Raw genomic sequence first — 19,172 nt, 5'->3', positions numbered from 1 at the left:
TTCTCCTCACACCCCAGCTCTCTACTCAGCTCCGATGCCCACCGATTGCCCCGCTGGCGATCCCGCCGACCAGCGCGCGCATCGCCGCCTTCGAGAAGAGCAACGGCCCACGGCTGATGTTCTTGGAGTCGCGCACTGCGGCGTGTCCGCCCATTTCCGCGACTTCCACGCAGTCGTTCGCACCCCCGCTGTACGAGCTCTTCCGCCACCGCGCTTGCGCGAGATCGACGTCGTGCGGGGCGGCCATGCTGGGCGTGCTCACTCTTCGAGCTCCTTGCTGATGCATGCGATGCGGGTGCGGGTCTCCGACGGGTCGAGGGCGGTGCTCCTCAACTGGTCGAAGATGTCCGTGTAGTTCTCCACGTCCTGTGGAGACTCGAGATACACGGAGTTCTTGGGATTCTCCAGCCACACCAGGTCCGGCGTGGGGTGCGGGAACGTCAGGATGACGAACGGGCCGTAAAGCCCCGGATGCGCGCCGAGCGAGAACGGCAGGAGCTGCACGGTGACGTTCGGCCGCTCGCTCGCCTCCACCAGCTTCCGCATCTGGTCGCGCATCACCTCATCGGAGCCGACTGTCCTGCGCAGCACGGCTTCGTCGAGGATCGCCCAGAGTCTGGCGGGGGCCTCACCACCCAGGCGGCTGTTCTGCCGCTCCATGCGGACCCTGACCAGGGACTCGACCTGCGGCGGGGACAGGTCCTTCCTCATCTGGGAGATCACGGCACGCGCGTAGTCCTCGGTCTGGAGCAGCCCCGGCACGAGCATCGGCTGGTAGCTGGCGAGGTGCGTCGCGCCGGCCTCCAGCGCGAGGTACCCGTCGTAGCGCGTCGGGGTGAGCACCGTCGAGTACTTCCGCCACCAGGGCTTTTGCTGTTCCTTGTCCGCTCGCACGAGGTCGAGCACGTCGGCGCGCCGGTCGTCGTCCGTGACGCCGTACAGGTCCAGCAGTGCCCGGACGAGGACCGGCGTCGTGCCGCGTTCGCCGTTCTCGATCCGGCTCAGTGACCCCTGGTTGACCTCCAGTTGGTCGGCGACCTCGGTGAGGGTGAGCCCGGTCGCGTCACGCAGTTCCTTCAGCCGTGCCGCGAGCTGTCGCCGGTACACCGACTGCGGGACCAGGCTTCTCTTCAAGGCCATGGTGGAAGTCTCTCCGTACCGGAGACACCTCTACAACCCATACGGGTCAACTTCACCAGGCATATTGCCTAGTTAGTGGTTGCGTCGGCATGCTGTCAGGAGTCGCGGTCGCACGTTCGTATGGGCGTGCACCGCAGCCGACCGATGGGCGAGCAGGCCACGACCGCGCTACCGGCACGCGCCTCCGCGTCGGTCCTGCACGCCGCACCAGGAGGGTGGGCCATGCCACGGACAACGCTGCTTCGGCAGCTGCTCCAGCAACGGCACCTGACGACGCACGAGGCTTTCGCCGCCCAGTACGAGCGGGCCGCCGCCCGGCTGGCAGAGCTCGACCGAGACCCCCGACTGGCGTCCCTCCAGGTCTCTCCACGTCAGTTCGACCGCTGGTACGGCGGGGAGTTGCTGACTCTGCCCCGTCCTGACGCCTGCCGGGTGCTGGAGCACATGCTGGGCAGACCCGTGTCCGAGCTGTTCTCCACGGCGTACGACGGCGACTCCGCGCACGACCGCGACGAGGAGTCGGGCACGGGCCAGCAGGCGACGAGTGCGCCTCTGCCACGCGAGGACGACGAGAACCCGCTGGACATCGTCACCCGGACCCGGCAGCTCACGGCCACCAACGCCGACGACGCGACGCTCGCCTTCCTCGACTCCTCGCTGGAGGGCATCGCCAGCCGGTACGAACAGGACGGGCCGTACGTCCTCCGTCCCCAGGCCCGCCAGGTGCGGCAGCTCGCCCACACCCTCCTTGACGGCCGTCAGCCCCCACGCACGCGCCGGGAGCTCTTCCGCCTCGCCGCCCGTGCCTCCGGCCTGCTCGGCTACATGGCGGTGAACACGGGCGACTTCGCGCTCTCGGAGGCGTACTGCACCGAAGCCCGGGAACTCAGCCGTGAGATCGGCGACCTGGACACCGACCTCTGGGCGTGCGGCACGCTCTCCTTCAGCCTTTACTACGCCGGCCGGTACGACGAGGCGGACGCCTGCGCGGCCGCGGCCGTCGAGCGAGCCCCGCGCCACGCCCAGTGCATCCGCCTGCTCGCCAACGGCCGGGCCCGGGCCCTCGGCAAGACCGGCGACCGGCGTGCCGTCGAGCAAGCCATCGGACAGGCACTCCGCCTCTCCGGCCTCCACGAGGTACCCGTCGGGCTGACCTCCTGCATCTCCTTCGAGCCGTACGGACGGGCCAGGACGCTGGCCAACGCCGTCACGTCACACGTCGCGCTGCGCAACACGGCCCAGGTACTGCGCGACGCCGAGCACATCGACGATCTGGTGGAGCACTCGTCCTCCTCCTGGAGCCGTTCGCTGGTACGCCTCGATGTGGCCACCGCGCTGCTGCAGCAGCGCACGCCCGACGTCGACCACGCGATGGCATTGGGCCGTGAGGCCCTGCGGCTGTGCGGAGACACCCCGATCAGCTCCGTCTACCAACGCTCCCGCGACCTGCACGAGCAGGCCGAGCCGTGGCGTGATCACCCGGCGGTACGCGATTATGGCGATGAGTTCCGGACCTGGAGCTCGCAGCCAGCGGCCCTGGCCATGGCGTCATCCGCGTCGTAGGCGCCGTGGGTGTCGTCGTACTCCGGGGCAGTGTGAAGCCGAAGGAGTACGTCGGGTGCCCCTGCTCAGCGCCGATCCCGCCGCGTTCCCCGCCGAGCCCCCGGCCGACACGCACGATCCGGCGGTCACCGCGGCCCACGACTGGGCGGCGTTCAGCGCACTCGACGAGATGACCGACCACTGGGCACGCCCCGGCTGGTCGGACGGCAGCCGGGCGTACTACTGGATGCTGACCTTCCCGGATGATCAGCCACTCGCGACTCTCGCTGGGCACTGCCAGGAGGAGCTAGCGCCCCTCGGCCTCGACCCGGTGCCGGCCGACGGATTGCACATCACCCTCGCCCGAGTCGGAACGCCGGGCGTCGTCACCCCGGGGGAGCTGGACAGCCTGGCGCGGGACGCCGAGGCGCTGTTGCCCTCCGCGTTCTCCGTACGCGCCATGCCGCTGGCCGGCTCCCGAGGCGCCGTCCGCCTGTCCCTCGGCCCTTGGGAACCCCTGCTCCGGCTGCACCACGCGCTGGCCAAGGCGGGGAGCAGCGTCGGTTTGGCCCCGAAGAAGCCGACGGCGGCTTTCCGGCCGCACCTGAGCCTCGCGTACAACAACCGTCGGCGCCCCGCCGCGCCCGTTGTGGAGACGGTCTCAGGGCTTCGCGCTCTACCGGGTGTCGAACTCTCCGTGTCCGCCGTCCAGTTGGTGGAGCTCCGCCGTGAGGGGCGGACGTACCGTTGGGATGTGCGGAGGAACGTCGCGCTCGGGTAGCCCGTTGGAGCCCAGGGCGAGAATGACGACCACTTCCTTGCCGATCGCGGTCGGCCGGGCGGACCACGCGGAGGCCAACTCCCCGACGAGCAATAGCCCGAGACCACTGCCCGTCAGCTGATCTACCGACTCCTCCGCGGAGCGTGCCCGGACCTTGGAGGCATCCCGTCCCGCGTCATGGACGCGCAGTACCGCCACGTCTCGGTAGACCTCCACACACATGCAGTCCGGTCCGCCGGCTGTGTGCCTGAGCGCGTTGCCCACGAGCTCCGAGGCGATCAGAACGGCGTCGTCGATCCGCTCCGGCGCGGCTCGTCCATCGAGGAACTCTCGTACGTGTCTGCGCGCGAGGCCGGAAGGCTCGGTGCAATCGGCCAGCTTCACCCAATGACGCCGTATTGGCGTCCGCCTGCAGAGGCGCTCTTCGTCCACCGCGTCCATCGCCGCTTCTCGTTTCCGCTTGGCACTGGACCGATCAGCCTCGCTGCGCCTGAGCCGCAGCGGTACGCCGCGCCCCCGCCCTTTCGCGTGCCGCCGGACGGCGGACGAACGGCGGGCTGACGGCGTACCGCCGCCGACTGCCCCCGGCGAGGCTCTTCGTCGAGGCGTCGAACCCTTGGCGTCTTGACTCACCTGGCTGGAGGTAACGCGGAATGAGCGGCAGTGCGAGGCAGACCGCACCACACGAGGTGCCCCCGGGCACGCGCCTGGTGTTGTACGCCTGGCTGCCCGCGTCACTCGGTGAGGCCGGCGACCACAGCGTGGCCAGCGCACGGCAGTACGTGGCTGATGCCGGCTGGGAGGTGGTCGAGACGTACGTCGACCGGGCGGCACCGTTCGAGAGCCGCGCCCCGTGCGAGGGCTGGCACAACGCTTTGGCCGCGGTCGAGCAGGGGAAGGCGGCCGGAATCGTCACCCCTCTGCTCGTGATGCTGGGGCATCTGGAGGAGGATAGGGCGAACCTCGCTGCCTGGCAGGCTCGGACCGGAGCGCTGATCACGACGCCGTGGGCGGTCGTCGATGCCGCAGGTGCCACAGTCGTACGGAGGTCGGCGGCGTGATGGCCCGGATGCGGCAACGGCCGCTCCTGCAGCTGCTCGACCAGGTCGGATGGGTGCTGCGGCATCCGGCGACGTACGTCGGTCGGTTCGGCTTCGGCACCTTTCAGGTGCTGTTCCTGCCCGTCCTGGTGACCGGCACAACCTTGACCACGCTCTACGCGGGCCAGTCCCGGTAGCCCGGCCCGTGTCCTCGACCCCCCTCTCCGGATGCTCCGAATCCATGTCCCCCACGGAATCCGATCAACCGGAGAGGGGCCGCACCCAAGGTGCGAACGCAGAAACCCGGCCCTGCGGCAATCCATACGCAGGCCGGGCGGCACGACGAACCGTTCGGAACCTTCCGACAGAAGAGGAAGTGCGATGACCGCAACCATGCTCAGCCCGATCATGACGGCCACCATCGGGGCGCCCGCTGCGACGGCCGCCCCCGAGGCGCCCGCCGACCCGTTCGACGTCGACCTGACCATCGTCACGGAGATCGGCGCCGACCTGCTCCCCAAGGCGTGCGGCACGGGTGACGGGTGCGCGGCCTCCTGCGCCTCGTCCTGCGCCAGCGCCGTCTGACGACGGCCCGTGCACGGGGTCGGGGGCGCTGCCGCCCCCGACCCCGCTCGTTCACAGCACTGACGGCGGAGGCATGGGGATGGGAAGCGACGGAAAGCTCTACCAGCACACAGGCGCGGCGCTGCTCCGAGCCGCCGCGATGCCGCTGACGGGTCTGCCGACATGGTGGCCTGACCCGTCCGACACGGAGGCGTGCGGCAGGTGGCTGAGGCAGGTGTGGGCCGATGCGCGGTTCGCCGATGCCGTCCGGCAGGCGAGCGGTGATCTCGCCACGCGGGTCGACGCGATCTGCGCAGGACAGCCGACACGCTCCAAGCAGGTCCGGCGCGCCGCCATGGCCACCGTCCGCTACTTGTTGCGCGCCACCGGGCGACCGACCCCGTTCGGCCTCTTCGCGGGAGTCACCGCGGCCAGCGTGGGTTCGACGCCACACGTGAGGTGGGGAGATGCACACCAGGCCGTGGCGCGGGTGGATACCGAGTGGCTGGACGACGTCATCGTTCGTCTGGAGGCGTGCCCGATCTTGCTGGAGCGCCTGGATGTCGTCCTGAACAACCTGGCGGCGCGCCGCGGCGGGCGGCTGCATGTCCCGCACGGCGGACCGATGGGCGCCACCATCCGGCGCACCAGCGCGGTCCGCGTGATCGAGGACGTGGCACGCCGACCGGTCCGCTTCGCCGCCCTCGCCGAGCAGTTGGCCGCCTCCTTCCCCCGAACCGAGCCGCAGAACATCCGCACACTGCTCGGGGCGCTGGTGCGCGAAAAATTTCTGATCACCAGTTTGCGCGCGCCGCTGACCAACACCGATCCGCTGTCCCACCTGATTGACCGACTGCACGGCGCGGACGCGGGCACGGTGCCGGAGGTCGCGACGGTTCTGGACGAGCTGGAAGCGGTGCAACGCGCCGTACACGAGCACAATCGGCGCCCGGCGAGCGCGCAAGGGCCAGCTCGGGAGGAACTCACGGGTCGACTGCGTGGGCTCTCCGACGCGGGTCGAAGTTCCTTGGCTGTCGACCTGAGGCTGGACGCCGAGGTACGGATCCCCGAGAGGATCGCGCAGGAGATGGAGAGGGCTGCCGATGCTCTACTGCGGCTCACGCGCCGACCGGCGGGTCAGGGCGTGTGGAAGGAGTACCAGGTCGCGTTCTGGGAGCGGTATGGCACCGGCACGCTCGTGCCGGTGAAGGAGGTCGTCGACCCGGCGTCCGGGCTCGGCTATCCAGCCGAGTACCCCGGCAGCCGGATGACCGCACCGCCCCCGACAGTCTCCGAGCGGGACGAGCGGCTGCTGGCCGTGGCCTGGCAGGCACTGGTCGGCGGCAGCAGAGAGATCGTTCTAACCGACGACCTGATCGACCGCTTGGCCGGCGATGCGCCGACCGGGCAGGAGGCACCACCCCACGTGGAGATGTGCGCGCGCCTGCACGCCGACAGCTTGTCCGCCCTAGAGGACGGGGACTTCACGCTCACGGTGACACCGGCACGCGCTGCGGGAACGCTCACCTCCCGGTTCACTCCGGTCGCCACCGGCACGGGACTCGACGAGGTCTACCGCCAAGTTCCCACGGGCGTCGAGAACGCGCTGACCGCGCAGCTGTCCTTCCCGCCGCTGTACCCGCACACAGAGAACGTCGCCCGCATCCCCGCTTATCTTCCACACGTGATCCCGTTGGGCGAGCACCGCAGCCCGGATGACACCGCGCCGACGGTCATCGACGTCGACGACCTCGCGGTCACGGCCACGCACACCCGGCTGTACCTGGTCAGTATCTCCCGCCGTCGCTTGGTGGACCCGCAGGTCTTCCACGCCATGGCCCTGGACAAGCAACCCCCGCCCCTGGCCAGGTTCCTGGCGCACCTGACCCGCTCCTTCGGCCCTGCCTGGACCAGCTTCGACTGGGGGCCGCACGGTGCACGGCTGCCGTTCCTGCCGCGCGTCCGCTACGGGCGCGTAATCCTCTCTCCCAGTCGCTGGAACCTGACCGCCGACGACCTTCCAAGCCGCGGCGCGGACATGCGGGAGTGGACCGACGCCCTCGGCCGGTGGCGGAAGCGGTGGCACTGCCACGGTGCCGTCGAGCTGCGGGAGGACGACCGGACACGTCGGCTCCAACTCGACGTGCCCGCACACGCCACCGTCCTACGCGCCCACCTGGACCGGGAAGGCCATGCCGTGCTGACGGAGGCGCCGGCCGAGGAGACCTACGGCTGGATCGGCGGCCACGTCCACGAGATCGCCCTGCCGATGACCGGCACCCGCCGGCCGATACCCGACCCGCTCTCCGGCTTCCTCCCCGTGCTCACCAACAGCACCCTCGGGCCCGTACCGGGGGCGGTACAGGCACCCTGGCTGAACGCCAAGATCTACAGCCACCCCGAACAGTTCGAGGAGCTGATCGGCACTCACCTCGCGCGGCTCGTGGCCCAACTCCCGGGCACACCCGAGTGGTGGTTCGTCCGCTACCGCACCCCGAACGACTTCGACCACCTGCGTCTGCGCATCCGCACCCGCAGTCCCGGGCAGTACGCCGCCTCCACCGAGCTGGTCGGCCAATGGGCCGCCGGGCTGCGCCGCCAGGGGCTCAGCAGCGGGCTCGTGTTCGACACGTACACCCCGGAGATCGGCCGCTACGGACCAGGTGCAGCCCTGCGCAGCGCCGAGGCGGTCTTCACGGCCGACTCGGCCTACGCCCTCGCCGCCCTGCAGGGCCCCGCAGCCGACGGCATCGACGGACGCGCGCTCGCCGCGGTCGGCATGGTGGACATCGCCTGCGGCTTGCTCGGCCCCGACGAGGGCATGCAGTGGCTGGCGAACCGCCCCGCACCTCCAGCCCGCGTCGAGCGAGGCGTCAGCGACCAGGCCATCGAACTCGTTCGCCGCACAACGCCTCGGGCCCGCGGCTGGGGCGAAGGGCTGGCCCAGGCGTGGCACCGTCGCGCCGCGGCCTTGGCGCTGTATCGCGAGCGCCTCGCCGCGGGCATGGACCTCGACTCCGTCCTGGAGTCCCTGCTGCACATGCACCACAACCGCCTGCGTGGCCTGGACCGGGAGGACGAGAGGATCTGCCGCCGCCTTGCCCGTCAGTCCGCCGTCGCATGGGCCGCCTGGCCGGGGGAGAGCCGCTGATGAAACAAGACGCGCCGCCCACACCCACCGGGCCCGGCTGGGGGCAGTCGCTGTACTCCGGCGCGGCGGGAGTCGCCCTGCTGCACGCCGTCAGGGCCCACACCGGTGAAGACGACAGGGACGCGCTCCGGCCATGGGCCGCCGCCATGCTCAAGGGCCCTATCCAGGCCGCCGCCGAAGCATGCGGTTTGTACGAGGGCGCTCCGGCCGTCGCGTACGTGCTCAGCTTCACGCACACGAACACCGCCGCTCGCGCCCTGGCGACCCTGGACACACACCTCGCCGACGTCACACGCCAACGACTCCAGCGTGCACACGCCCGCATGGATCGCGGCGCGTTGCCCACCCTGGGCGAGTACGACCTCATCAGCGGACTGACCGGGCTGGGCGTGTACCACCTGCACCGCGGCCACAAGACGGAGCTTCGGGACGTCCTCGTCTACCTGGCGCGGCTGACGGAACCGATCACCTTCGAAGCGCAACGTCTGCCCGGCTGGTGGACGGGAGACAGCCCCGATCTGCGACCGACGCCGCGATGGCCCGGCGGACACGGCAACTTCGGCCTCGCCCACGGCATCGCCGGGCCGCTGGCGCTGCTGGCCACGGCCCTGCGACACGGCCACACGGTGCCTGGACAGACGCAAGCCATCACCCGGATCTGCGACTGGCTCGACCGGTGGCGCAACGGCACCGGCTCGCGCGCCTGGTGGCCGGACCTGATCACCCGAGCCGAACACCGGAGCTCCGAGCTCCAGCGTCCAGGACCGAGACGCCCGTCCTGGTGCTACGGCACCCCCGGCATCGCCCGCGCCCAGCAACTCGCCGGCCTCGCCCTCGGCGACCGTGACCGGCAACGGCAAGCTGAGCAGGCCCTGGCCGGATGTCTGGCCGACGACCAGCAGCTCGCCCAGCTCACCGACGCATCGCCCTGCCACGGTTGGGCGGGGCTCATACAGACCGTATCCCGTGCCGCCGCCGACGCCCTCGACGACGAACTCGCGTCGCATCTACGCCGCCTGAACGTCCGGCTCAACAAGCACCTGGACCACCACGGACTGCCGGTCGGCGCCGGCCTGATGGACGGCACGGCAGGTATCCACCTGGTCCGTCTCACCGACCCCGTCAACACGGCGATCACCGCCCCCTGGGACCGCTGCCTGCTCCTGACAGGGTGACGCCGCGAACCGCATCCGCACACCAGAACAAATGAGAACGATCTGCCCCTGCCGTACGCACAGACGGGCACCTTCCGAAAGGACGCGATGAACACCACCACTGGCGCCTCCCCCGAGGACCTGCGCAACCGCCTGGTCGACGCCATCCTGAAAGAGGACCTCTCCGGCCTCCACGACGCACGCGTCGAGACCGCCATGCGGACCGTAGCCCGCCACGCCTTCCTTCCTGACGCGCCCATCGAGGAGGCGTACGCCAACAAGAGCGTGACGATCAAGGAGAACCCCGACGAGGACGCACTCCCGCTGAGCTGCGCCTCCCAGCCCGACGTCGTGCACTTCATGCTGGTCCAGCTCGCCGTCCGCGAAGGCGACAACGTCTTCGAGATCGGGGCCGGCACGGGCTACAACGCCGCCCTGCTCAAGCACCTCACCGGGAAGTCCGGGCAGGTCACCACGTGCGACATCGACGCTGACGTGACCGCTTACGCCCGCCGGACGCTGGACGCGAACGGATACGAAGACGTTCGCGTGGCCACGAGGGACGGTGCCCTCGGCGCTTCGGAGTTCAGCCCGTACGACCGAATGATCGCCACGGTTGGCATGTGGGACCTCCCCGGTGCCTGGTGGGGCCAGCTCGCCGTCGGCGGACGCCTCGTGGTCCCGCTGCGATGGCGCGGGCTCTCCAGGGCCGTGGCCTTCCAACACGAGGAGGGGCGGATGCGGTCCGACTCCGTCAAGATGTGCGGCTTCCTCCCGGTGATCGGCCAGGACGGAGAGCGGAACGATTACATCGACGACGACCGGCTCGTCCGGCTCTACTGGGACGAGGACCAGTCCGTCGCTCCGGAACTCCTTCGCGACGCGCTCACCCGACCGAAGGCGGTTGTCTGGACCGGCGTGACGGTCGGGCCCGTCGAGTCGTTCGACGGCGTCTGGCTGCGGCTGAGCGCCACCGAGCGAGCGACCTGCCGCATCACTGCGAAGCCCACAGCGGTGGAGGCCGGCCTCCACCGCCCCGCCTCACCCGCCCTGAGCCCCGCCCTCGTCGAGGGGGACTCCATCGCGTACCTCACTCTGGAGCGGACCGCCGAAGACCCCGAGACAGAACCCCGGTTCTGGCTGGGAGCCGTCGGCTATGGCCCGGCCGGCGCCGATCTCGCCGAGCGGATCTGCGCGCAGATCCGCGCCTGGGGCACGGCCCGGATCGCCGAACCCGTGGTCACGGCCTACCCCGCGGACACACCGGACAGTGACCTCGCCGACGGAGCCGTGATCGACCGGCCCTCCGTGCGGCTCGTCATCAGCTACTGATCCTGACGCAGGTGGGTGCGGCCGTTGACGGGTGAGGCCGCGCCCGCCGTTGTCGCAGCACGGTGGTCAGCCCTGCGCAAGGTTCGCCTCACAGTGGGTGCACCGTCGCACGGCCCGCCGCCTCGGATTGCCCGCGGTGGCGGTCGCCGGAGAAACACTGCTCAACCGCTCCCAGAGCCCGGGAGGAGGATTCGGGATCCATCCCCAGCGCGGCGGCCGTACGTCGTCCTCGGTCATGTGGTCGCACCATCCTGGCCTGTGCGCGACCTGCTTCGGGGAGATCAGGATCGTGTCCTCCGGGTGAGTACGCCACTCCGTCCTCACGAATGTACTCATCGAACGCGGGGTCGCCGACGCCGACGCGGACGAGCCCGGCGGACACTCGCATCCGAGCCCGATGACGGTCTTGCCGCCGCACTCGTCGCAGCGCTCCACTTCCACTGGACTCGTACCACCCTCACGCCGTGCCGGAATCGACCCGGTAGACGATCTTCCCGTCGAACTCGGCGAACCCGAGCGACTTGTAGAAGGCCCGTGCCCCCGGGTTGTCGCTATCAGTCATCCATTCCGCGCGGCTGCACCCGGGGCGCGCTGCGGCGATGGCACGGAGTTCGTCCATGAGGCGGGCACCAATGCCCTGCCGTCGGAGCGTGTTGCGGACGTACAGCTCCTTGAGGAACAGAGAGTGTGAGGAGCCAGCAGCCGGCCAGAGGAATGAGTAGGCGGCGAGTCCGACGATGTCCCCGGTCTCGTCCTCGACGAGCAGCGCGGAGGCCAGCGGCGGCGAGCCGAACAGCGCCTCTTCGACCTGGGTTCGGCGTTCCTCCAGTGGCTGGATGTCGGTGTCGGTCGCACCGTAGAACCGCTCGATCTCCTCGATCAGCTCGGCCATGGCCGGGACGTCCCGCTTCTCCGCAGGGCGGATCGTCACGCTCATCGGCGCCTCCTGTCGTTCCTCGGTAGCTTCGGTCACTGCTGCACTCATTCGCTCCAACGCGTGATCCCCTCCTGGCGGTACGGCATACGCGTCTACGGCAACGAGGCGGCCTGCGCATACGGGTCCCAGCCGTGCTGCCGCAGGGAGCCCTGGACGTGTCGGATGAGGTACTCCAGGTCCGCGCAGTAGACAGACGGGTTCCGGTAGCCCTGGGCTTCGCTGAAGCGGTGCGGGAGGTAGCCACCGCCGCACACGTCCACGAGTGGGCAGGCGCGGCACTGCTCGGCGAGCGCCTCTTTGCCATGCTGCCGGTGCAGCAGCTTCGGGTGCGACAGCGCTTCGTCGAAGGAGTGGCGGAGGACGTCGAGCCCGAGCCAGGAGGCGCCCTCCTCGACCGACCGCAGGGTGTCCACGGCCTCGATGGAGCCGTCGGACTCGATCACGACGCTCGTCGGCGGGGCCAGGCCAAGTGTCTCCACCGAGCCGCGCACGCCAGAGCTGAGGGCCACGATGTCCTCCAGCATCCGGACGCTGTGCCTGTACTCGAGCCGGGCGAGCCAGGCGTCGTACACCCTGCTCATCCACAGTCCGTACTCGGGCACGCTCGGGTCGGAGCGGTGCGGCGGGTCGTCGTGGGTCGCGTGCGGCAGGCCGAAGTCGATCACGGGCGGTTCGAACGCCGCCAGGTAGTCGTGGACCTCCACGGGGTCGTTGGCCAGGTCCACGACGGCGAGCAGCCCCGCGAACAGGTGTGGCCGCGACCGCAGGAGTTCGATGCCGCGCACGGCGGAGGCGGCGCTCGACCGCCCGGCGTGGGTCAGCCGGTGCCGGTCATTCGCAGGTGGCGGTCCGTCGAGGCTCACGCCGACCGCAACCTCGTACCGTTCGAAGAGGTCCAGCCACGCATCGGACAGAAGAGTCCCGTTGGTCTGGAGCTCGAAGAGGACCCGGGTCCCGGCCGGCGCGGCGTCCCGGACGGCCTCCAGCAGACCGGCCATGTGCCCGATGCCGACGAGAAGCGGCTCCCCGCCGTGCAGTACGACGTGGATGGTCCGAAGGCCGTGCACGGTGGCGTGCTCACCGATCCGCCGGGCCGCAGCCTGGGCCACAGCGAGGTCCATTCGGGCGGGCAGACGCCGCGCCGCCTGGTCCTTGGAGTTGAAGACGAAGCAGTAGTCGCAGTCGATGTTGCAGCGGTTGGCGACCTTGAGGATGAATGTCTGGAAAGGAGCGGGGCCTTCGGGTTCTGTCATCGAGCGGATGTGCTTACAGCGGCCAGGGCCAGATGAGCGAGGCCGCGTGGGCACCGTCACCGACCCGGCTCGTCGCGCCCTCCTCGGCCTCCAGCCGCTGCCGGACGCGTGCGGCCACGCGGTCCAGGACGGCGGTGCCGGCCACCATCGGCTCCGCGGATGCCGGGCCGACAGGCGTGATGGTGCATGGCTCGGTGGCGGACGTGGGTGACGGCATTCAACGCTCCTCGTGAGGTACGTGCCGGAGGTGGCACGGTGCGACGGGGTTGAAGCGACAGATCAGCTGGAAACGTAGCATCCTCAACCACCCACCTGGCATGGGAAATTCGGCCACATGGTCGGCGTCAGCCGGACTGCTACACCAGCAACCGTTCGATGTCGTCCACGGACGCGCTCACTCCCAACCGCCGGTACACGGTCACTGCGGCTCTCAGCGAGTCCACGCCGTGACCAGGCCCGTCTACCGTCCGGTCGCAGCGGCCGATGCCCTCCAGTGCCCGCGCCTCCTCCAGCGGGCAGCGGATGTCCCGCGCGAGCGTGAGCGCCTGACCAAAGTGCCGACGGGCGGCTGTCGGTTCATCGGAGGTGAGCAGCAGCATCCCCCAGTGGTTCAGTGCCTCCGCCTCACCGCACCGGTCGCCCAAGCCCCGCAGGATCTCCAAACCGCGTCGGAACGCCTCGATCGCGCCGTCCCGCTCACCGACGATGCCGCGCGCCACGCCCAGCTCGCTCAGCGAGCCGGCCTCACCCCCGCGGCTGCCGAGCTCGCGGTAGGCGTCCAGGGCCTCCTCCAGAAGCCGGATCGCCTGTGTCGCATCCCCGGTCACCCGCTCCACGATGCCAAGGTGGCGGACGCTGGTCGCGCGGCCGAACCGTTCACCGAGCTCGGTGAAGTGCGTCATGGCCTGGTTGTGTGCCGTCCGCGCTCCCTCGATGTCCCCGGTCAGCCGTCGGACGACGCCCAATTCGTTCAGCGCGTAAGCCTGGTGCACCCGGTCATCCAGCTCCAGGTAGATGTCGAACGCTTCCTGGTGATGCCGCGCGGCCAGGTCGTACGCGCCCATGAGGCAGTGCGCGACACCCAGGTCCCGCAGGGAGTTCGCCTCCCCGTACCGGTCACCGAGTTCTCGATAGATCGCCAGGGCCTCGCTCTGCGCCTCCACCGCCGCGTCGAACCGGCTCATCTGTCGGTGTGTCATGCCGAGATCCGCGAGCGCGTTCGCCTGTCCGAGCCGGTCCCCCAGCTCACGGTAGAGGGCGAGGGCCTCGGTCTGGGCGCGGGCCGCGTCCTCGTTGTCCGCGGTCAGGTACCAGACGATGCCGAGCTGGTTGAGCGCGTCCGCCTTGCCGCGCCGGTCGTCGACCGCGTCGTACGCCGTCACGGCGTCGTTCAGGGCCTCGATCGCCTGTGGGTAGGAAGCCGTGAAGCGGCGTACGACACCCAGCTCGGCGAGGGCATCACCCTGCGCCCGCTGGTCGCCGGTGTGGCGGGCGGCCTCGGCGGCGGTCCGGTGGAGCCCGACGGCCTGGTCCCAGGGGCCAGCCTGGCGCAGGAAGGGCGCCATGGCCGCGGCGAGCCGGACCACGAGGTCGTACAGGGCGAGGCCATTCGCCCGCCGGACGCAGGCCAGGACGTTGGCCCGCTCGGTCTCCAGCCAGCTCAGGGCATCCGCCCGCGACTCCAGGACCGGTGTCTCCGCCCGCGAGGCGTTGTCCGGCACCGGTGGCACCGCGGCTCCGCTGCGCACGATGTGCCCGTTCGCGAGGGCGAGAGCGGCCAGGTAGTAGGTGCACACACGCTGGACGGCCTGTACGTGGTCCATGCCCTCTCCCTCGGCGGTGAGACCGCGAGCGTAGGCGCGCAAGAGATCGTGCAGCCGGTAGCGACTCCCTGGTTGCTCGTCGATCAGGTGGTCGTCGTAGAGCGCCTCAAGATGCCGACGGGCCATCACGACCGAGACCTCACCAAGAGCCGCACCGACGTGCGGGTCGAGATCGGTGCCGGGGAAGAACCCGAGCTGTCGGAAGAAGCGCTGCCGCTCCGGCGCGAGATCTCGGTAGGAGAGATCGAACGTCGCGGTGACGGCGCGTTCCCCGGCGCGCAGCTCCCCCAGGCGGTCCCGTGCCGCCACCAGTCGCCCGCGCAGGTCCTCGGCGCTCCACGACGGATGGTGTCGCAGCCTCGCCGCGAGAAGCGACACGCCCAGCGGCAGACACCCGCACAGCCGCACCAACTCGTCCACCACATCCCGACCGAGAGCGTCTGACGGCCGCCCACTGAGTCGCACGAAGAGGTCGACCGCGTGATCCGGCGGCAGTGCTTCCACCGACATAACCACCTCCTCGTTCGCCACCAGCCGCTTGCGGCTGGTCACCAACACCAGGCACCCGCTCCCGCCGGGGAGCAGCGGTTCCAGTTGCCGGTAGCTGGCCGCGTTGTCGAGAATCAGCAGCGCCTTCTTGTCCGCGAGCCTGCTCCGCCACATGGCCGCCCGGGCCTCCGTGACCGCTCCGACGTCGTCACCGACGGGAATCTGCTGGGTCGGCACGCCGGCGGCCGTGAGAAGTGAGGCGAGCGCCTCGCTGGCCTGCACCGGAGTGCGCCCCGGCGTGTGCCCGTTGAGGTTCACGAAGAGTTGTCCGTCGGGGAAGCGCTCAGAAAGCAGGTGGCCGACGTGCACGGCGAAGGCGGTCTTCCCGACGCCTGGCATGCCGTCGATCACATGAACGGGCAGCCCCTGACCACGCTCCTGTGAGGCCCGCACTGAGCCCACCAGCCGCTCCAGTTCCGCGGCACGGTCGGTGAACGCGGCTGTGTCGCGCGGCAGCGAACGCAGCACCTGGGCGGCCCCTGGTGGCCCCGCTCCATCCTCCGGTCGCCCTGGCGGGGTGGGAGACTGCGTCTCGGAGAGCCCGGCGAGCAGGGCCGTCAGCCCCGCCATCGTCACGCCCAACACGACGAACGAGAACCAGGCGTGCTCCTGTAACCACCCCAGCCAGCCGGGCCACCGCGACTCGTCGGACACGGCGTTCGTGACGAGCCCGACCAGCATGGTGGTCACAGCGCCGCCTCCGGCGACGACGGCGATCGCGATCCCGCGCCGGAGTCTCATACGGAGGCCCCAGCAGCAGCCAGGGGAGCGGCCGATTCCCACCTGGCGCCGCTGGTGAGATACCACGCACTGCCAACCGACCTGGTCACGAAAGCAACCCCCGAGTAGAACGCCCCAACTTCCCTAACGCAACAGCCCTCGTCGACCTTGGTCAAGGGCGCCTCTGAGCCACGGCGCGCACCACGAAAGCCCCTGGCGATCGCGTGCCGGAGCTACGTGGACACGGCTCGCTACTTTGGGCAAGTGTCTGCTGTCATTCAATCGAGTTGTTTGGCGGCAAACCCAGCCGTTTCGGCTGGCCTTGATGGTGAACCTGATCGCGTGGGGTGAACGTGCCGGAGGGCGCGTGTGCCGGGCGGCGAGCCGTGTGGCCGCTTCCGTGAACGTCACGTACACCGTGGCGGTTGGGAACGCTCTTTACGCGGTCTGTCGTCGTCTGGCGTGCTTCCTCCTCTTTCGTGGAACGCCCGATCATTATGTTCGACGGCGGTCATTGATCATCCCCGGTTGGGGGCGCTCGCGGTCACAGACCAAGCGCTGGCTGTCCTACAGGTGGTCGAGGGGTTCGGCGGCGAAGGTGCCGTCGCCAAGCGGGGCTTCGGTCAGCTCAAAGCGGTGCGAGAGGCTGCCGATCCGGCGGGTGATGACGCTGCCGGGCGCCCGGGTGGTCTCGTACTGCACGGGGCCGCCGTCGGCGCCGGTGGTGCCCAGCAGACTGAAGCGGCGCAGCACGCGAGGTGGCGTCAGGCTGCTTCGGCGACGCCGGTAGAGCCAGCTGGCCGCGGCGGTGAGACCGGTGACGATCAGGCCGACTGCGGCCGGGATCAGGAACTTGTCGAAGAGCGCGGACACGGCGGCATCACTCCTGCGAGGCGGGTAGGGCCCGCCGCTGTGACGGGCCGCGCCGACTTTGCTGCAGACGGGGGCTAGCCGCGCAACCCCCACTCATCTGGCCGTGCCGTTCGGGAAGTTGGGGCTGGCCGGCGGCTCGTCGGCGACCATGTCGAACGCGTTCGGCACGTCGGCATCGGGCGCCCAGCCCGGGTGCGGGGCGAGTGCGGAGGGCACATCCTCATCCCAGGCGGTCCGGGGCTCGGGGCTGGAGTGGGCGAAGGCGGTGCGGAAGACGGCCAGATCCTCGCCGGACATCTCGTAGGCCGCGGCTTGCCGCCATCCGTCCTGCGGGCCGCCGCCGTAGACGACGGTGACCGGCGCTTCGGTGCCCTCGGGCCACCAGCCGTGCTTGACGCCGCGCTTGAGGGCGTAGGTCAGGGCCACGGTGGGGCCGCGCAGTCCGCGCGGAAATGCCTCGCGCAGCACGGCGGCCTTCTTGGTCAGCTCTTTCTCCAGGCGCTCGATCCGCTTGCGCAGCTTCTCGACCTCGAACTCGGCCTGTGGCTTCTTCGGCCTCGCCGGGCTGGTGCGGCGGTCGACGAGGTGTTCCAGGGCGCCGGCGTCGCGGGCCTGGCGCCACTCGATGACGTGGGAGGAGTACAGCGCCTCCCGGCGCAGGATCGCGCCCTTCTCGCCGGGCGCGGCGGCGTCGTACTCGGCGACGATCCGCAGCTTGTACTCCGGGGTGAATGTGCGGCGCTTCGGCTTCGCCGCCGGGTCGGCGGATGCGGGCGCGTGTGACTTCTTGCTGGTCATGGGGGGTGAGGCTCCTGTCGTGCCCTCTCAGGCCAACCCGGCGAACCGGGATGTTTCACCTCACGGTGACAGGGAGGGGCTGCGTCGAGGTTCTTTGGAAGCACTTCGAAGAACAGGGCTGGGAGCGACTGGCTGCTGATGACCGGTGGGAAGAACACGGCTTGGTCTTCTCGTCGGCCGTGGGCAAGCCTCTCGATGCGACCAACGTGCGACGGGCCTTCCGGCAGGCTCTCAAGGAGGCTGAAGGGATCACCGCCGGGGAGTGGACGCCTCGGGAGCTTCGGCACAGCTTTGTGTCCCTGCTGGACTCTGCTGCGCAATTACCCGGCGTGATGACGCCGTGCCGATACGGCCTTCAGAGCGCGTCGCAGATGCAGGCAGGCCGGGCGCGGCCGAGCCCTGAAAGCACGGCACGTGATCGCTCGCCGAATTGAGCAGCAGAGTCCTGCTGTCCGACAGTGGCGTCCCGCTGGAGGAGATCTCCCGGCTCGTCGGCCACTCCGGGACAGCCGTGACCGAGGAGGTCTACCGGAAGCAGATCCGTCCCGTGATCCAGACTGGCGCGGTGGTCATGGACGGCATCTTCAAGCGCGGCCCGGAGCGGTAGTCACTCAGGTAGTCACGCAAACGAAAACAGGTCCCCAGCCTACTCACGTGAATAGCCTGGGGACCTGGTGTTTCTCTGTCGGGGTGGCGGGATTTGAACCCACGACCTCTTCGTCCCGAACGAAGCGCGCTGCCAAGCTGCGCCACACCCCGATTGTCGCTGCTCTCACGGCGACGACGTTCACTTTAGCCCACCGGTGGCTGGAGACGAAATCCGGTTTTGGCGCCGAGGCGGACGGGGTCCGGGCGGGTGCGGTCCGCGGTGACGAGGACGAGGGCCAGGGCGTAGAGGGCGAGGAGCAGGAGGAGGGAGACGCCCAGGACGTGCTGGTAGCCGTGCCGGCCGATGTCCTGGAAGGGGTGGGGGAAGCGGGCTGCGCCGTCGGGGAGGAGGGCGCCGAGGGTCAGGGTGAAGGTCAGGTACGCCGTCGGGTACAGGAGCCATGCGGCGGCGTGGGTGAGGCGTGTGCGGGCCGGCGGGGAGAGGAGCAGCCAGTCCAGGACCGCGGCGACGGGGAGCACCGTGTGCAGGGCGGGCGGCGCGAGGGCGGCCAGCGTGGCGGCTGTTCCGGTCAGGGTTGCCGTCGTGGTCGGATCCGTCATCGTGAACGCCGGTGTCGCGTCCGCCGGGAGTACGTGGTGGACCAGGGCTGCCGCGACCACGTACAGCAGCGTCGCTCCGGTCAGGGCGCCCGGCAGGGGGCGGCGGGCCGCCCAGGCCCTGCCGGCCGAGGCGAGCATGACCGCGGCCAGCAGGAGCGTGCTCTGGATCGCGAAGTGGCTCAGGACGCGCGCCGGGCTGCCGAGCAGGAGCTCCACGGTCACCGCCGCGATCGCTGCCAGCGCCAGGAGCAGGCGGTACGCCGCTGTCAGGGGGCGGTGCACAGGCGGTGCCACGGCTCCCGCGGG

18 protein-coding genes, 1 tRNA gene and 2 pseudogenes are annotated in these 19,172 nt (G+C 70.1%); 10 read left to right on the top strand and 11 right to left on the bottom strand.

Annotation, left to right across the window (positions count from 1 at the left end; translation table 11 throughout):
- Positions 1 to 25: 25 nt before the first annotated feature.
- Positions 26 to 262, bottom strand: a complete 237-nt coding sequence (locus HUV60_RS15400) for a DUF397 domain-containing protein (protein WP_331461991.1) — start codon at positions 260 to 262, stop codon at positions 26 to 28.
- Entirely contained in the window at positions 259 to 1,140 is an 882-nt protein-coding gene (locus tag HUV60_RS15395; protein WP_257850706.1) for a helix-turn-helix domain-containing protein, read from the bottom strand. The genes HUV60_RS15400 and HUV60_RS15395 overlap by 4 nt, the downstream gene beginning before the upstream one ends.
- A 222-nt stretch (positions 1,141 to 1,362) precedes the next feature.
- Here HUV60_RS15395 and HUV60_RS15390 point away from each other — a divergent pair, with 222 nt between their 5' ends.
- Together HUV60_RS15390 and HUV60_RS15385 are read left to right on the top strand one after the other, a co-directional pair.
- A complete protein-coding gene (locus HUV60_RS15390) occupies positions 1,363 to 2,703 on the top strand; it encodes a hypothetical protein (RefSeq protein ID WP_257850707.1) in 1,341 nt (446 codons plus the stop codon).
- Positions 2,704 to 2,758: 55 nt separating this feature from the next.
- A complete protein-coding gene (locus HUV60_RS15385; protein ID WP_257850708.1) occupies positions 2,759 to 3,463 on the top strand; it encodes a 2'-5' RNA ligase family protein in 705 nt (234 codons plus the stop codon).
- On the opposite strand, the gene HUV60_RS33565 is transcribed toward HUV60_RS15385, so the two are convergent.
- Entirely contained in the window at positions 3,359 to 3,904 is a 546-nt protein-coding gene (locus HUV60_RS33565; protein ID WP_331461990.1) for an ATP-binding protein, read from the bottom strand. The two genes, HUV60_RS15385 and HUV60_RS33565, sit on opposite strands and share 105 nt — an antisense overlap.
- Before the next feature lie 212 nt (positions 3,905 to 4,116).
- On the opposite strand from HUV60_RS33565, the gene HUV60_RS15380 reads away from it, so the two are divergent.
- The 6 genes from HUV60_RS15380 (at position 4,117) to fxlM (ending at position 10,704) form a co-directional block, all read left to right on the top strand.
- Positions 4,117 to 4,524, top strand: coding sequence for a hypothetical protein (locus HUV60_RS15380; protein ID WP_257850709.1), 408 nt, complete (start codon positions 4,117 to 4,119; stop codon positions 4,522 to 4,524).
- An 8-nt stretch (positions 4,525 to 4,532) separates the two neighbouring features.
- Positions 4,533 to 4,700, top strand: coding sequence for a hypothetical protein (locus HUV60_RS15375; protein WP_257850710.1), 168 nt, complete (start codon positions 4,533 to 4,535; stop codon positions 4,698 to 4,700).
- A gap of 184 nt (positions 4,701 to 4,884) precedes the next feature.
- Complete coding sequence (gene fxlA / locus HUV60_RS15370) at positions 4,885 to 5,088, top strand: FxLD family lanthipeptide (protein ID WP_257850712.1); 204 nt, start codon at positions 4,885 to 4,887, stop codon at positions 5,086 to 5,088.
- A 79-nt stretch (positions 5,089 to 5,167) separates the two neighbouring features.
- Positions 5,168 to 8,218 carry a lantibiotic dehydratase gene (locus tag HUV60_RS15365; protein ID WP_257850713.1) on the top strand — a complete coding sequence of 1,017 codons (3,051 nt, stop codon included), beginning with the start codon at positions 5,168 to 5,170 and terminating at the stop codon, positions 8,216 to 8,218.
- Complete coding sequence (locus tag HUV60_RS15360; RefSeq protein WP_257850714.1) at positions 8,218 to 9,393, top strand: lanthionine synthetase C family protein; 1,176 nt, start codon at positions 8,218 to 8,220, stop codon at positions 9,391 to 9,393. Before HUV60_RS15365 ends, HUV60_RS15360 begins: the two co-directional genes overlap by 1 nt.
- An 87-nt stretch (positions 9,394 to 9,480) precedes the next feature.
- Positions 9,481 to 10,704, top strand: coding sequence for a methyltransferase, FxLD system (gene fxlM / locus HUV60_RS15355; protein WP_269441189.1), 1,224 nt, complete (start codon positions 9,481 to 9,483; stop codon positions 10,702 to 10,704).
- A gap of 457 nt (positions 10,705 to 11,161) precedes the next feature.
- Here fxlM and haaN read toward each other — a convergent pair whose 3' ends face one another.
- From haaN to HUV60_RS15325, 6 genes are all read right to left on the bottom strand, one after another.
- Positions 11,162 to 11,641, bottom strand: a complete 480-nt coding sequence (haaN, locus tag HUV60_RS15350) for a cyclophane-containing RiPP N-acetyltransferase HaaN (RefSeq protein ID WP_257850716.1) — start codon at positions 11,639 to 11,641, stop codon at positions 11,162 to 11,164.
- A gap of 92 nt (positions 11,642 to 11,733) precedes the next feature.
- Positions 11,734 to 12,894, bottom strand: a complete 1,161-nt coding sequence (locus HUV60_RS15345) for an FxsB family cyclophane-forming radical SAM/SPASM peptide maturase (protein WP_257850717.1) — start codon at positions 12,892 to 12,894, stop codon at positions 11,734 to 11,736.
- A 13-nt stretch (positions 12,895 to 12,907) separates the two neighbouring features.
- On the bottom strand, positions 12,908 to 13,111 hold the full coding sequence (gene haaA, locus HUV60_RS15340; protein WP_257850718.1) for a HaaA family cyclophane-containing RiPP peptide: 204 nt from the start codon (positions 13,109 to 13,111) through the stop codon (positions 12,908 to 12,910).
- A gap of 139 nt (positions 13,112 to 13,250) precedes the next feature.
- Positions 13,251 to 16,007 (bottom strand): cyclophane-containing RiPP biosynthesis TPR protein HaaT, encoded by a 2,757-nt coding sequence (gene haaT, locus HUV60_RS15335; protein WP_257850719.1) that lies wholly within the window; start codon positions 16,005 to 16,007, stop codon positions 13,251 to 13,253.
- Positions 16,008 to 16,553: 546 nt separating this feature from the next.
- Positions 16,554 to 16,859 carry a hypothetical protein gene (locus HUV60_RS15330; protein WP_257850720.1) on the bottom strand — a complete coding sequence of 102 codons (306 nt, stop codon included), beginning with the start codon at positions 16,857 to 16,859 and terminating at the stop codon, positions 16,554 to 16,556.
- 93 nt (positions 16,860 to 16,952) lie between these two features.
- Complete coding sequence (locus tag HUV60_RS15325; protein ID WP_257850721.1) at positions 16,953 to 17,657, bottom strand: hypothetical protein; 705 nt, start codon at positions 17,655 to 17,657, stop codon at positions 16,953 to 16,955.
- A 29-nt stretch (positions 17,658 to 17,686) separates the two neighbouring features.
- On the opposite strand from HUV60_RS15325, the pseudogene HUV60_RS15320 reads away from it, so the two are divergent.
- Positions 17,687 to 17,965 (top strand): annotated as a pseudogene (locus tag HUV60_RS15320) (site-specific integrase); the annotation flags it as partial.
- A gap of 152 nt (positions 17,966 to 18,117) precedes the next feature.
- Positions 18,118 to 18,264, top strand: a pseudogene (locus HUV60_RS15315) (site-specific integrase); the annotation flags it as partial.
- Between the two features lie 78 nt (positions 18,265 to 18,342).
- Here the strand turns inward: HUV60_RS15315 and HUV60_RS15310 are convergent.
- Both HUV60_RS15310 and HUV60_RS15305 read right to left on the bottom strand, forming a co-directional pair.
- Positions 18,343 to 18,416, bottom strand: a tRNA-Pro gene (locus tag HUV60_RS15310).
- 33 nt (positions 18,417 to 18,449) lie between these two features.
- The gene (locus HUV60_RS15305; RefSeq protein ID WP_331461989.1) at positions 18,450 to 19,160 is read right to left on the bottom strand and encodes a Pr6Pr family membrane protein; all 711 of its coding nucleotides are present in this window, start codon (positions 19,158 to 19,160) and stop codon (positions 18,450 to 18,452) included.
- Between the last annotated feature and the right edge of the window lie 12 nt (positions 19,161 to 19,172).

The organism is Streptomyces sp. KMM 9044 (assembly GCF_024701375.2).
Classification (GTDB): Bacteria; Actinomycetota; Actinomycetes; order Streptomycetales; family Streptomycetaceae; genus Streptomyces.
Note: the sequence above shows the minus strand (reverse complement) of the source record. Positions and strands in the feature narration are given on the sequence as shown.

What these genes read in the sequence shown, in the direction of transcription:
- fxlM (WP_269441189.1), top strand. Translation starts at nt 9,481, where the DNA reads ATGAACACCACCACTGGCGCCTCCCCCGAGGACCTGCGCAACCGCCTG.
- HUV60_RS15360 (WP_257850714.1), top strand. Translation starts at nt 8,218, where the DNA reads ATGAAACAAGACGCGCCGCCCACACCCACCGGGCCCGGCTGGGGGCAG.
- HUV60_RS15375 (WP_257850710.1), top strand. Translation starts at nt 4,533, where the DNA reads ATGCGGCAACGGCCGCTCCTGCAGCTGCTCGACCAGGTCGGATGGGTG.
- HUV60_RS15345 (WP_257850717.1), bottom strand. Translation starts at nt 12,894, where the DNA reads ATGACAGAACCCGAAGGCCCCGCTCCTTTCCAGACATTCATCCTCAAG.
- HUV60_RS15390 (WP_257850707.1), top strand. Translation starts at nt 1,363, where the DNA reads ATGCCACGGACAACGCTGCTTCGGCAGCTGCTCCAGCAACGGCACCTG.
- HUV60_RS15395 (WP_257850706.1), bottom strand. Translation starts at nt 1,140, where the DNA reads ATGGCCTTGAAGAGAAGCCTGGTCCCGCAGTCGGTGTACCGGCGACAG.
- HUV60_RS33565 (WP_331461990.1), bottom strand. Translation starts at nt 3,904, where the DNA reads ATGGACGCGGTGGACGAAGAGCGCCTCTGCAGGCGGACGCCAATACGG.
- HUV60_RS15380 (WP_257850709.1), top strand. Translation starts at nt 4,117, where the DNA reads ATGAGCGGCAGTGCGAGGCAGACCGCACCACACGAGGTGCCCCCGGGC.
- haaT (WP_257850719.1), bottom strand. Translation starts at nt 16,007, where the DNA reads ATGAGACTCCGGCGCGGGATCGCGATCGCCGTCGTCGCCGGAGGCGGC.
- haaA (WP_257850718.1), bottom strand. Translation starts at nt 13,111, where the DNA reads ATGCCGTCACCCACGTCCGCCACCGAGCCATGCACCATCACGCCTGTC.
- HUV60_RS15365 (WP_257850713.1), top strand. Translation starts at nt 5,168, where the DNA reads ATGGGAAGCGACGGAAAGCTCTACCAGCACACAGGCGCGGCGCTGCTC.
- fxlA (WP_257850712.1), top strand. Translation starts at nt 4,885, where the DNA reads ATGACCGCAACCATGCTCAGCCCGATCATGACGGCCACCATCGGGGCG.
- HUV60_RS15325 (WP_257850721.1), bottom strand. Translation starts at nt 17,657, where the DNA reads ATGACCAGCAAGAAGTCACACGCGCCCGCATCCGCCGACCCGGCGGCG.
- haaN (WP_257850716.1), bottom strand. Translation starts at nt 11,641, where the DNA reads ATGAGCGTGACGATCCGCCCTGCGGAGAAGCGGGACGTCCCGGCCATG.